This window comes from Enterobacter sp. MGH85, assembly GCF_001037655.1.
GTDB lineage: Bacteria > Pseudomonadota > Gammaproteobacteria > Enterobacterales > Enterobacteriaceae > Enterobacter > Enterobacter intestinihominis.
The window spans coordinates 3,144,050-3,157,007 of the sequence record NZ_KQ089925.1 but is presented as its reverse complement, the minus strand read 5'-3'; the positions used below and the strand labels follow the sequence as shown (position 1 = coordinate 3,157,007).

Genomic DNA, 12,958 nt, shown 5'->3' with positions numbered 1-12,958 from the left:
ACATGAAGGAAACTATGATGTTACGTATTCCTGAAAACTTTGTTCATACCCGCTCGACGCCGTTCTGGAATAAAGAGACCGCCCCAAAAGCGCTTTTTACCCATCACAACACCAAAGCCGGCGTGTACGGTCGGCTATCCGTCATGCAGGGTGCGGTGCGTTACTTTGGCTTTGCCGATGGCGACGCCACCGAGCCCGATCTGGAAGTGGTTATTGAGGCCGGTTCTTTTGGCATCTCCCCACCGCAAAAATGGCACCGCATTGAGCTTCTGACCGACGACACCTATTTTAATATCGACTTTTTCGCGGATCCTGCCGTCACGCTCAGCGGTGCGGGCATCGGTAAAGTGGTCAACACGCATAAGGAGTAAATAATGGGTAAGGCTACCTATACCGTGACCGTCACCAACAACAGCAATGGCGTGTCAGTGGATTATGAAACAGAAGCGCCAATGGAGCTGTTGATCCCGGACGTCGCGGCAGATGTCGTGAAGGATCTGGTGAACACCGTTCGCGCCTACGATACGGAAAATGAACACGAGGTATGTGGCTGGTAAGCTGAATCGCCCGGCACTGCGCCGGGCATGAGGGTTTAGTGTTTAAACATGACATGTCGGACTACCGTGTAATCCTCAAGTCCGTAGACCGACATATCTTTTCCGTAACCGGATAACTTCATCCCGCCGTGCGGCATTTCGCTCACCAGCATAAAATGGGTATTGACCCAGGTGCAGCCATACTGTAACCGTGCGCTGAGGCGATGGGCGCGTCCGACGTCTTTTGTCCAGACGGACGAGGCCAGGCCGTATTGCGAATCGTTAGCCCAGTTCAGCACCTGCGCTTCATCCTCAAATTCTGTCACGCTGACCACCGGGCCAAACACTTCTCGCTGGACGATCGCATCTTCCTGCTTCGCCCCGGCCAGCAGCGTTGGCTGGAAGTAATATCCTGCCCCCTCTTTTTTACTGCCACCGGTGACGACGCGGATATGTCCGAGGGCTTTGGCTTCATCCACGGCAGCACTAACGCGGGAAAGATGCGCTGCGGAGCTGAGCGGTCCCAGCTCCGTTGACGCATCGTCCGGCGCGCCCATTTTCAGGCTGGCAACGGCTGCGCCCAGCTTTTCGACCAGCGCGGGGTAAATCCCCTTCTGGGCATAGATACGACAGGCTGCGGTGCAATCCTGACCGGCATTGTAGAAACCAAACGTGCGCACGCCTTCAACCACGGCATCCAAATCTGCATCGTCAAAGACAATGACCGGGGCTTTTCCGCCCAATTCCATATGGGTACGTTTCACTGAAGATGCGGTATGCCCGATAATATGTTCTCCGGTGGCAATAGAGCCAGTGAGAGAAACCATACGGACTTTTTCGTGACCGGTCAGCGGATCTCCTACGGTTTTGCCGCGACCAAACAGCACGTTCAGCACGCCTGGCGGGAAGATATCTTTCGCCAGTTCCGCCAGCTTCAGCGCCGTCAACGGGGTAATTTCAGATGGCTTGATGACGACACAGTTTCCCGCCGCCAGCGCGGGCGCCAGCTTCCACGCCGCCATCATCAGAGGATAGTTCCAGGGGGCAATAGAGGCGACAACGCCAACCGGGTCGCGGCGGATCATCGAGGTATGTCCTTCGAGATATTCTCCGGCAGCCAGCCCGTTCAGGCAGCGAGCGGCTCCTGCAAAGAAGCGAAACACATCGACCACGGCCGGGATCTCATCCCCCTGGACGCAGTGCAGCGGTTTCCCGCAGTTAAGGGACTCCAGTTTTGCGAACGCGTCAGCGTTGGCTTCTATCACATCAGCCAGTTTCAACAGACATTCGGCGCGCGTTTTCGGCGTCGTTTGTCCCCACTCTGTGAACGCGCGATCGGCAGCCTGGACGGCAGCGTCCACCTGTGCTGCCGACGCTTCAGCCATCTCCAGCAGCACTTCACCCGTGGCAGGATTATAAACCGCCTGCTTCTCACCTTCGCCGGTCACCAGTTCACCATTAATCAGCAATTGATTTTGCATAGCATCGTCCTGTTGAAATCGACATTGTTTTCGCTGTCAGCACACGTTCTGGCGGGCCGATACGTGACAACGTCACGTTACCAATCCGCACTCCCTTACTAAAGGTAGACCGCGCATCATGTCGCTTCAGGAATTTTCATCAAGGTGTGACTGGGTGCAGCATCATTTCGCGGATTAACCCCGCCAGCTGGACGACCGCCTGCTCCTCCCGCTCGCCCCAGCCCCATGAGGTATTGAAACGGAAAAACGGTGTCCAGATATTGGAGGTGGAAAACATCTTACCGGGCGCAATGCTGATTTGATGGGTTAATGCCTTCTCACTCAACCGCCCCGCATCCAGCTGTTCAGGCAGTTCCAGCCATAAAAAATAGCCGCTGTCGTTGTGATGGATTTTGACACCAGCAGGCATATGGCGCAAAAGCGATTGCCAGGCCTGCTGTTTGCGTTCAGCAAGCGTGCGTCGCAGGCGACGAAGGTGGGCGTCGTAACGTTTGGTCGCCAGGTAATCCACCAGCGCCAGCTGCATGGGAGAGCTGGTGGATAACGTACTCATCAGCTGCAACTGCTGAATACGGCGCGCATGTTTTCCCGCCGCCACCCAGCCAATACGGAAACCGGCCACCAGACACTTGGAGAATGAGGAGCAGTGCAACGTCATATCCTGCTTATCCCAGGCCTTTGCCGGGAGCGGCTTTTCGCGGCCAAAGTAGAGTTCGCTGTAAACATCGTCTTCAATCAGCGTGACGTTATGCCGGGTGAGTAAGGCCACCAGCTGAGCTTTCTTCTCTGCACTCAGCGTGAAGCCGAGCGGGTTCTGACTGTTGGTCATCAGCCAGCAGGCTTTCACCGGATAATCTTTTAACGCCTGCTCAAGGGCACTGAGATCGATGCCCTCACGCACGTCAGTGGCAACCGACAGCGCTTTCAGTTTCAGACGTTCAAGCGCCTGGAGTGCGCCATAAAAACAGGGATTTTCAACGATAACCCAGTCCCCTGGTTCAGTCACAGCCTGCAAACTGAGGTTGAGCGCCTCAAGCGCGCCCGCGGTGATCACAATTTCATCCGGGGAGATATTCATCCCCTGCTGAGCGTAGCGACGGGCAATGGCATGACGTAAGTCGACGTTACCCGGCGGCAGGTTTTCAATCACGCTCATGGCCGTGGCCGTTTTACTGACATTAGCCAGCGAGCGGTTGAGTTGCTGAAGCGGGAATAGGCGCGGATCGGGAAATGCCGAGGCAAAAGGGACAACGGAGGGGTCGCGGCTGGCCTGTAGCACGTCGAAGATATAGGTGTTGATGTCAACTACTTCATCGCGCATCACCTGCGCGGGCGGTGCTGGCTGGTGTGTGGTCGGACGGGCGGCAACGTAATAGCCTGACTGCGGTCTGGCAACAATGCGCCCCTGACTTTCCAGCATCTGATACGCGTGGCCCACGGTCATGAAACTCATGCCGCTGCTTGCCACCTGCTCTCGCAGAGAAGGCAGCTTATCGCCCGGCAACCATACGCCAAGCTCAATCTGCGAGATAATTTGTTGCGCCAGACGCTGGTATTTTTTCATCAGATTCTCCTTATTGCTGACAGTGTATATCAGCAGGAGAAAAAGAGAAGAATTTGCTAACTGTTATGGGAAACGTGGCAGATTACTTGCGATACTCAGTAATGTGATTCTGAGCAGAACGCGCTGCGGCCAGGTGGTCGAGCGTGATCATCGACGATTTGCAGAAAATGCATTTTGCGCCGAACGGATTTTTGTCAGACACATCAAAAGCTGAGGTGCGGTACTGCGAGCCATGACAGCATGGGCAGCGGAAATGGATATAAGAAGTCATAGGATTCTCCTGTAAACGTAAAAACGTAAATTACTCATGAGCCGATCAGGCAAAAGTTGGTTCGATACAAAACTAATCGGAATGTAGATAAAGACCCAAGAGAGGCTGCGGAGAGGCACAACTTGATGAGAACTGCTTTATAAAACTACGTCAGATATTTATTTGGATTCAAAACCAGAAATCCATTAACGCATGTTGCTGGCGACAAAGCAAGCTGTTTAATGCGTAAAAATCATAAAAAGAAATTTTTTATTCTTCCTTGTTAGCTATATCAGCCAGATAAAGTTCACCTTTTCCCACAACTGTTATAGATAAATTATCAATTTCTGCTTCTGATATCTCATTTTCCCCCTCTTTATCATAACAGCACACCGTTTAACATTGAGGCAGTGCATGTTTGGTCCAGATGCGTTTCATCTTGCGCGAATACAGTTCGCCTTTACCGTATCCTTTCATATTATTTTTCCGGCAATAACCATTGGCCTGGCGAGCTATCTCGCCGTGCTGGAAGGGCTGTGGCTGAAAACAAAAAACCCCGTCTGGCGTTCGCTGTACCATTTCTGGTCGAAGATCTTCGCCGTCAACTTTGGGATGGGAGTGGTCTCCGGCCTGGTGATGGCTTATCAGTTTGGCACCAACTGGAGCGGGTTTTCGCAGTTTGCGGGCAGCATTACCGGCCCTCTGCTGACCTATGAAGTGCTCACCGCGTTCTTCCTCGAGGCGGGGTTCCTCGGGGTAATGTTGTTTGGCTGGAATAAGGTCGGGCCGGGGCTGCACTTCTTTTCGACCTGCATGGTGGCACTGGGGACCCTCATGTCTACGTTCTGGATCCTCTCGTCAAACAGCTGGATGCATACACCGCAAGGGTATGAAATCATCAACGGTCAGGTCGTTCCGGTGGACTGGTTTGCCGTGGTGATTAACCCCTCCTTCCCTTACCGCCTGCTGCACATGTCGATAGCGGCATTTCTCAGCAGTGCACTGTTTGTCGGAGCCTCCGCGGCCTGGCATTTGCTGCGCGGAAACAACACGCCTGCCATTCGCACCATGTTCTCCATGGCGTTGTGGATGACGTTGATCGTAGCCCCTGTTCAGGCACTGGTGGGTGATATGCACGGGCTTAATACCTTAAAACACCAGCCCGCGAAAATAGCCGCCATTGAAGGCCACTGGGAGAATTCGCCGGGTGAGCCTACTCCACTGCTGCTGTTTGGCTGGCCGGATATGGATCAGGAACGGACCCGTTTTAGCCTTGAAATTCCCGCTCTCGGCAGCCTTATCCTGACCCACAGTTTCGATAAACAGGTTCCGGCATTGAAGGAGTTCCCAAAAGACGATCGCCCGAACGCCACCATTGTCTTTTGGTCTTTCCGAATCATGGCCGGTTTAGGGATGTTGATGCTCTTCCTGGGCATGGTGGCGGTCTGGCTGCGTTACAAACAGCGCCTCTACACCTCACGTTCCTTCCTGTGGTTTGCCCTGCTGATGGGGCCGTCCGGGCTGATCGCGATCCTCGCCGGATGGGTAACAACGGAGGTCGGCCGCCAGCCCTGGGTCGTCTATGGGCTACAGCGTACGAAGGATGCGGTTTCCGCACATGGCGATCTGCACATGAGCATCAGCTTGCTGGCCTTCTTCATGGTTTATACCGCGGTGTTCGGCGTGGGTTACAGCTATATGGTGCGTCTGATTAAAAAAGGGCCGCAGCCTTATGAATCCTTCGCGTCTGAATCCGATGGCCGCCCTGCTCGTCCGCTTTCTGCCGTCACCACTGAATTCAAGGAGTAACCGTAATGGGTATCGATCTTTCCATTATCTGGTTCGTGATTATCGTTTTCGCCACGTTGATGTATATCGTGATGGACGGTTTTGATCTGGGGATAGGCATACTGTTTCCGGTAACGCCGAATGCGGACGATCGCGACGTAATGGTCAACAGCGTGGCTCCCGTCTGGGACGGCAACGAAACCTGGCTGGTGCTTGGCGGTGCGGCCCTGTTTGGCGCCTTTCCTCTCGCCTATGCGGTGATCATCGACGCGCTAACCATTCCACTGACAATAATGCTGATCGGGCTTATATTTCGTGGCGTCGCCTTCGAATTTCGCTTCAAAGCGACTCCGGCGCACCGCCCGTTCTGGGATAAGGCTTTTATTGGCGGGTCAATTGTGGCGGCCTTCAGCCAGGGCATCACCGTCGGCGCGGTCATCCACGGATTCAGCGTCACCGGTCGCGCTTACAGCGGTGGTCCGTTTGACTGGTTTACCGCGTTCAATCTTTTCTGCGGTGCGGGTCTTGTGGTGGCTTACGCACTGTTAGGATCAACGTGGCTGGTAATGAAAAGTGAAAATGCCCTGCAACAGCGGATGCGTCAGGTATCGAAAGTGCTTCTGCTCCTGCTTCAGGTATTCATTGCGGTAATCAGTATATGGACCCCTCTCGCCCAACCAGCCATTGCTGCGCGCTGGTTTACGCTGCCGAATCTGTTTTATCTGCTGCCCGTTCCTGCGCTGGTTGCGATCCTGAGTCTGTGCCAGTGGCGCTGCCTGAACGATCCTGCGAGCCATACTCTGCCGTTTATCATGACGTTAGGGCTGGTTTTTCTTGGCTTTAGCGGGCTTGGGATCAGCATCTGGCCGCATATCATCCCGCCGGACATTACCCTCTGGCAGGCCGCTGCGCCAGCCCAAAGCCAGGGCTTCATGCTGGTGGGCGCACTGTTGATCATTCCTGTGATTCTGGTCTACACCTTCTGGAGTTATTACGTTTTTCGCGGAAAAGTACAGCATGGGGAGGGTTATCACTGATGCAACAACCAGTATGGAAACGTTTGATGTGGCTTGCCATCATCTGGGGCGGCAGCGTCCTGGCACTGGCCTGCGTAAGTATGCTCTTTAAAATGCTGATGGCCGCAGCCGGATTTAAATCGCACTAATACACTCACCGGGTGCGTTGCCGCCCGGTCCTTATCTCGCACTTTCAGATAAACCCCATTAACACCCTGGAGGGTATGGTTACACTGAAAAAATATTTACAGCATTGATAGTTTGAGAAGAAAAATGAAAAAGCTCGCGGCAGTAAGTTTAATCAGCCTCGCACTGGCTGGATGCGTTAATCCCGGTAAAGCCTCCGTTCAGACCGATCAGTTAGAGAATCACCGTTTCGTGCTGGAAAACGTTGATGGCAAAGCGGTTAAGGGCCTGAAAACGCAGCCTGAAATTCGGTTCAGCGCGCAGCCCAGTATCAGCCTGATTAACAACATTGCCGTCTCCGGCACAATGTGCAACGGCTTCAACGGCCAGGGAAAATTGTCCGAAGGAGAGTTGACGGTCAAAACGCTGGCAATGACGCGGAAACTCTGCACCGAGCCGCAGCTTAATGAACTGGATCAGACCCTCGCCGATATGCTACGCACAGGCGCTCAGGTAGACCTGACCGAAGACCAGTTAACGCTGGCGACAGCCAATAAGTCTTTAATGTTTAAGCGAGTTGAATAACTCAGTAACTTCCGCACGATCCTACGGCAAGCGACTGCTCACTACAGCGTTTGCCGTTTGGCAACGCGCACATGCCGATAGCGGAGCCGTCGAGCTGACGGGCAACGGAGAGTGACCCTCCGATCATTGCGCAGTTGGCCTGGCCTGAACTGGACATAGCCGCTCGCATACCTGGCGTAACGTGTGCCGCTGTCGCCTGCTGTACAGGTTCATTGCTGCATGCCGACAACAGTAACGCGGCACATCCGACCCAAAATGCAGAACGCATACCTTCCTCCCCATAGTTAAAGCGAAACCTATGCATAATAGGCATCACGCGCCGCATCGTCGAGAGTGGATGTGCGTATTTATGCGCTCTGGTAACAATTTCTCGCAATTTTTTATCGCGAATAGCCATCCAGTCATTGATACAGCGCATCCCAAGGACACAAAAGCGAAAATCGTAAAACCTGAGCTTTGCTAAAATACACAGATAATATTCAGGGTCTGTCATCGTTTTACAGGCCCTTCATTTTTGCGCAATGTAAGGGTGTTGTCCTATGCAAACTATTGACGGCAATGGTGCAGTCGCGTCTGTTGCGTTTCGCACCAGCGAAGTTATCGCCATCTACCCCATCACCCCAAGCTCCACGATGGCTGAACAGGCTGACGCCTGGGCTGGTAATGGGGTTAAAAACGTCTGGGGCGATGTCCCGCGGGTTGTTGAGATGCAGTCCGAAGCCGGCGCCATTGCCACCGTGCATGGTGCGTTGCAGACCGGTGCCCTGTCGACCTCGTTCACCTCGTCTCAGGGGCTGCTGTTGATGATCCCCACGCTTTACAAGCTGGCAGGACAATTAACGCCGTTTGTCCTGCACGTCGCCGCACGTACTGTAGCCACACACGCGCTCTCTATTTTTGGCGACCACTCAGACGTGATGGCCGTGCGTCAGACCGGCTGCGCTATGCTCTGCGCCAGCAGCGTGCAGGAAGCACAGGACTTCGCGCTGATTTCGCATATCGCCACGCTGAAAAGTCGAGTGCCATTTATTCATTTCTTCGATGGTTTTCGCACCTCTCACGAGATCAATAAAATCGTTCCGCTGCCGGATGACACCATACTGAACCTGCTGCCGCAGGCTGACATTGATGCCCATCGCGCTCGGGCCCTCAATCCGGAACATCCGGTGATCCGGGGTACCTCTGCCAACCCGGATACCTATTTCCAGTCCCGCGAGGCGACAAACCCGTGGTACAACGCGGTATATGAGCACGTCGAACAGGCGATGGACGATTTTGCCGCTGCGACGGGTCGCGCATATAAGCCATTTGAATATTACGGTCATCCGCAGGCCGAGCGCGTAATCGTCCTGATGGGCTCCGCCATCGGCACCTGCGAAGAGGTGGTCGATGAGCTTCTTACGCGTGGTGAAAAAGTTGGCGTGCTAAAAGTTCGCCTCTACCGTCCATTCTCTGCGAAACATCTGCTCGCAGCCCTGCCGGAAAGCGCGCGTGCCGTGGCGGTACTTGACCGCACCAAAGAGCCTGGCGCGCAGGCTGAACCCCTTTACCTTGATGTAATGACCGCTCTGGCTGAGGCATTTAATCACGGTGAGCGCGAAACGCTGCCGCGCGTCATTGGCGGGCGTTATGGTTTGTCTTCCAAAGAGTTCGGGCCGGAGTGCGTCCTGGCCGTATTTGCTGAACTGCGCGAGGCAAAACCGAAGCCGCGCTTTACGGTCGGCATTTATGATGACGTGACTAACCTTTCTCTCCCTTTGCCGGAAAACACCCTGCCCTCGAATGCGAAACTGGAAGCGCTGTTCTACGGTCTGGGCAGCGACGGCAGCGTCTCGGCGACCAAGAACAACATCAAAATTATCGGTAACTCCACGCCGTGGTATGCGCAAGGGTATTTCGTCTACGATTCCAAAAAAGCGGGCGGGTTGACCGTCTCGCACCTGCGCGTCAGCGAACATCCAATCCGCTCGGCATACCTGATTTCTCAGGCGGATTTTGTTGGCTGTCATCAGCTCCAGTTTATCGATAAATACCAGATGGCCGAGCGCCTGAAGCCCGGCGGTATTTTCCTGATCAACACCCCGTATAGCGCCGATGAGGTCTGGGCACGACTGCCCCAGGAAGTCCAGGCGGTGCTAAACCAGAAACAGGCGCGCCTGTATGTCATTAACGCCGCGAAGATCGCCCGCGAGTGCGGCCTGGCCGCGCGTATCAATACGGTTATGCAGATGGCGTTCTTCCACCTGACCAATATTCTGCCGGGCGACAGCGCGCTGATGGAGCTCCAGGGGGCGATAGCCAAAAGCTACAGCAGCAAAGGTCAGGAGCTGGTTGAGCGCAACTGGCAGGCGCTGGCGCTGGCCCGCGAGTCGCTGTTCGAGGTGCCGTTGCAGCCGGTCAATACCAGCAGCCCGAACCGGCCGCCAGTGGTGTCTGACGCTGCCCCGGATTTCGTCAAAACCGTTACGGCGGCGATGCTTGCCGGGTTGGGCGACACTCTTCCCGTCTCTGCGCTTCCGCCTGATGGCACCTGGCCGATGGGCACGACCCGCTGGGAAAAACGCAACATTGCCGAAGCGATCCCTATCTGGAAAGAAGAGCTGTGCACCCAGTGCAACCACTGCGTGGCGGCCTGCCCGCACTCGGCCATTCGCGCCAAAGTGGTGTCGCCAGAAGCGATGGCGGACGCACCGGAAAGTCTGCACTCGCTGGATGTAAAATCCCGTGATATGCGTGGCCAGAAATATGTTCTTCAGGTGGCACCAGAGGACTGTACCGGCTGTAACCTGTGCGTCGAGGTGTGCCCGGCGAAAGATCGTCAGGATCCCTCAATCAAAGCCATTAATATGATGTCGCGTCTGGAACATGTTGAAGAAGAGAAAGTGAATTATGACTTCTTCCTCGACCTGCCCGAAATCGATCGCAACAAGCTGGAACGCATTGACATTCGTACCTCGCAGCTCATCACCCCCCTCTTCGAGTACTCCGGGGCGTGTTCCGGATGCGGTGAAACGCCGTACATCAAACTGCTTACCCAGCTTTACGGCGACCGGATGCTGATTGCCAACGCGACAGGCTGCTCGTCAATCTATGGGGGGAACTTGCCGTCCACGCCTTATACCACCGACGCGTATGGCCGCGGCCCGGCTTGGGCAAACTCGCTATTTGAGGATAACGCAGAATTTGGTCTGGGATTCCGCCTGACGGTCGATCAGCACCGCGCCCGCGTAATGCGTCTGCTGGAACAGTTTGCCGATAAAATCCCGGCAGAGCTGAATGACGCCCTGCATGCGGAGGCCACGCCTGACGTTCGTCGCGCACAGGTTGCTGAACTGCGCCACGCGCTTCAGGGTGTTGAAGGGGCTGAACAACTGCTGACCGATGCTGACGCGCTGGTTGAAAAATCTATCTGGCTGATCGGTGGCGACGGATGGGCCTACGATATTGGTTTCGGTGGTCTTGATCACGTCCTGAGCCTCACCGAAAACGTTAACATTCTGGTGCTTGATACTCAGTGTTATTCCAACACCGGCGGACAGGCCTCGAAAGCAACGCCACTGGGTGCGGTCACGAAATTTGGTGAGCATGGCAAACGTAAGGCGCGTAAAGATTTGGGCGTCAGCATGATGATGTATGGACACGTCTACGTCGCGCAGATTTCGCTGGGCGCGCAGCTTAACCAGACGGTGAAAGCCATTCAGGAAGCGGAAGCGTATCCTGGCCCGTCGCTGATCATCGCCTACAGCCCGTGTGAGGAGCATGGCTACGATCTGGCGCTTAGCCACGACCAGATGCGTCAGCTTACCGCAACCGGCTTCTGGCCGCTGTACCGCTTTGACCCGCGCCGTGCCGATGAAGGAAAATTACCGCTGGCGCTGGATTCCCGTCCGCCTTCAGACGCCCTTGCCGAAACCTTACTTCAGGAGCAGCGTTTCCGCAGGCTGAACGCTCAACAACCAGAAGTAGCAGAGCAGCTATGGAGGGACGCGGCAGCGGATCTTCAGAAGCGTTATGACTTCCTTGCACAGCTGGCGGGGAAAGCGGAAAAATCAACCAGCGAATAACCGTTATGCCCGGCTTGCCCGGGCATTTTTTTGCCATAAAAAAGCCCGATGCACGTGCACCGGGCTAATCCAAATGTTCGGTGAAAATTGCCTCAATGTTCTGAACAATATTCACGTGAATTATGGATGAAAAAATCTTAAAGGCATATAACGCCATGGAGAATACCTTCTTTACCACTTAATTAATAATTTTTATTTTGTATCGATTATAACGATTAATTCACGGCATCAATTGTTATTTCAAACGCATCATTTGCTTTAGATTTTACTCAACCCGTAACAATTATATTTTATTCATCAACCCTCTGTGTGATTTAGCATGGGACAGCTTTCCATCCCGGAAAGTTCACTAAGCAATAAAAAAATAACTGCAAAGGAATAATCAAAATGCAAAGAAAAGTACTGGCACTGATGATCCCCGCTTTGTTAATGGCTGGAGCCGCTCACGCAGCTGAAATTTATAATAAAGACGGCAATAAACTGGATCTGTATGGCAAAGTAGATGGTCTGCATTATTTCTCTGACGATGCGTCAAAAGATGGCGACCAAACCTATATGCGTCTGGGTTTCAAAGGTGAAACCCAAATCAACGACATGATGACCGGTTACGCGCAGTGGGAATACAACATTCAGGCAAACAACACCGAAGGCTCTGACAATCAGTCCTGGACGCGTCTGGCCTTCGCGGGTGTGAAGGTAGGCGACTACGGATCCTTCGATTACGGCCGTAACTATGGCGTCCTGTACGACGTAGAAGGCTGGACCGATATGCTGCCAGAATTTGGTGGCGACTCTTATACTTATGCCGATAACTTTATGACCGGTCGTGCAAACGGCGTGGCGACCTACCGTAACACCGACTTCTTTGGTCTGGTGCAGGGTCTGAACTTCGCGGTGCAGTATCAGGGTAATAATGAAGGTAATAACTGCGATGAGAATTTCTGCTCTACCAATGAAGGGACCAACAACGGTCGTGATACACGTCATGAAAATGGTGACGGTTACGGTATCTCCGCAACCTACGATTTCGGCATGGGCTTCAGCGCAGGCGCGGCATATGCTTCATCTGACCCTACTAACGATCAGGTAAATTACACTACTGCGGGCGGTGATACTGCGGATGCATGGACCGCAGGCCTCAAATACGATGCCAACAACATTTACCTGGCTGCAATGTATTCCGAAACCCGCAATATGACGCCGTACGGCGACAATGCAGATGCGGTTGCAAATAAAACCCAGAACTTTGAAGTGACCGCACAATATCAGTTTGACTTCGGCCTTCGTCCGGCTGTTTCCTATTTACAGTCCAAAGGTAAAGATCTGGGCAATGGACAGGACGATAAAGACCTGGTGAAATACGCTGACGTCGGTGCTACCTACTATTTCAACAAAAACATGTCCACCTATGTTGATTATAAAATCAACCTGCTGGATGAAGATGATTCATTCTACAAAAACAATGGCATCGGTACGGATGACATCGTAGCGTTAGGTCTGGTTTACCAGTTCTAATCCCGTTAGCCCGCAGCGATCTGCGGGCTAATT

12 protein-coding genes are annotated in these 12,958 nt (G+C 53.8%); 8 read left to right on the top strand and 4 right to left on the bottom strand.

From position 1 onward, the window contains the following. The first annotated feature begins 17 nt into the window (after window positions 1–17). Both SK51_RS14860 and SK51_RS14855 read left to right on the top strand, forming a co-directional pair. Window positions 18–371 carry a TehB family protein gene (locus SK51_RS14860; RefSeq protein WP_003856958.1) on the top strand — a complete coding sequence of 118 codons (354 nt, stop codon included), beginning with the start codon at window positions 18–20 and terminating at the stop codon, window positions 369–371. A gap of 3 nt (window positions 372–374) precedes the next feature. Further along, the gene (locus SK51_RS14855) at window positions 375–557 is read left to right on the top strand and encodes a DUF1869 domain-containing protein (protein WP_003856955.1); all 183 of its coding nucleotides are present in this window, start codon (window positions 375–377) and stop codon (window positions 555–557) included. A gap of 35 nt (window positions 558–592) precedes the next feature. Here the strand turns inward: SK51_RS14855 and patD are convergent, their stop codons facing one another. The 3 genes from patD to ymcF all read right to left on the bottom strand — a co-directional run bounded on the left by patD (window position 593) and on the right by ymcF (window position 3,852). After that, the gene (patD, locus tag SK51_RS14850) at window positions 593–2,017 is read right to left on the bottom strand and encodes an aminobutyraldehyde dehydrogenase (RefSeq protein WP_032676213.1); all 1,425 of its coding nucleotides are present in this window, start codon (window positions 2,015–2,017) and stop codon (window positions 593–595) included. Between the two features lie 139 nt (window positions 2,018–2,156). Next, window positions 2,157–3,581: an aminotransferase-like domain-containing protein gene (locus tag SK51_RS14845; RefSeq protein ID WP_023306356.1), complete on the bottom strand. Its 1,425-nt coding sequence runs from the start codon at window positions 3,579–3,581 to the stop codon at window positions 2,157–2,159. Between the two features lie 82 nt (window positions 3,582–3,663). After that, window positions 3,664–3,852, bottom strand: coding sequence for a cold shock small protein YmcF (gene ymcF / locus SK51_RS14840; RefSeq protein WP_017693360.1), 189 nt, complete (start codon window positions 3,850–3,852; stop codon window positions 3,664–3,666). A gap of 393 nt (window positions 3,853–4,245) precedes the next feature. On the opposite strand from ymcF, the gene SK51_RS14835 reads away from it, so the two are divergent. The 4 genes from SK51_RS14835 to hslJ all read left to right on the top strand — a co-directional run bounded on the left by SK51_RS14835 (window position 4,246) and on the right by hslJ (window position 7,346). Further along, window positions 4,246–5,640, top strand: coding sequence for a cytochrome ubiquinol oxidase subunit I (locus tag SK51_RS14835; protein WP_023306357.1), 1,395 nt, complete (start codon window positions 4,246–4,248; stop codon window positions 5,638–5,640). A gap of 5 nt (window positions 5,641–5,645) precedes the next feature. Beyond that, window positions 5,646–6,656, top strand: coding sequence for a cytochrome d ubiquinol oxidase subunit II (cydB, locus tag SK51_RS14830; protein WP_023306358.1), 1,011 nt, complete (start codon window positions 5,646–5,648; stop codon window positions 6,654–6,656). Beyond that, window positions 6,656–6,784: a DUF2474 domain-containing protein gene (locus SK51_RS14825; protein WP_017693358.1), complete on the top strand. Its 129-nt coding sequence runs from the start codon at window positions 6,656–6,658 to the stop codon at window positions 6,782–6,784. Before cydB ends, SK51_RS14825 begins: the two co-directional genes overlap by 1 nt. A gap of 124 nt (window positions 6,785–6,908) precedes the next feature. Beyond that, window positions 6,909–7,346, top strand: coding sequence for a heat shock protein HslJ (gene hslJ, locus SK51_RS14820; protein WP_023300211.1), 438 nt, complete (start codon window positions 6,909–6,911; stop codon window positions 7,344–7,346). 1 nt (window position 7,347) lies between these two features. Here hslJ and SK51_RS14815 read toward each other — a convergent pair whose 3' ends face one another. Beyond that, complete coding sequence (locus SK51_RS14815; RefSeq protein WP_003856935.1) at window positions 7,348–7,614, bottom strand: putative hemolysin; 267 nt, start codon at window positions 7,612–7,614, stop codon at window positions 7,348–7,350. Window positions 7,615–7,885: 271 nt separating this feature from the next. Here SK51_RS14815 and nifJ point away from each other — a divergent pair, with 271 nt between their 5' ends. Both nifJ and ompC read left to right on the top strand, forming a co-directional pair. Then, window positions 7,886–11,410 carry a pyruvate:ferredoxin (flavodoxin) oxidoreductase gene (gene nifJ, locus SK51_RS14810; protein ID WP_048206785.1) on the top strand — a complete coding sequence of 1,175 codons (3,525 nt, stop codon included), beginning with the start codon at window positions 7,886–7,888 and terminating at the stop codon, window positions 11,408–11,410. A 387-nt stretch (window positions 11,411–11,797) separates the two neighbouring features. Further along, entirely contained in the window at window positions 11,798–12,925 is a 1,128-nt protein-coding gene (ompC, locus tag SK51_RS14805) for a porin OmpC (RefSeq protein ID WP_048206784.1), read from the top strand. Window positions 12,926–12,958: the final 33 nt, after the last annotated feature.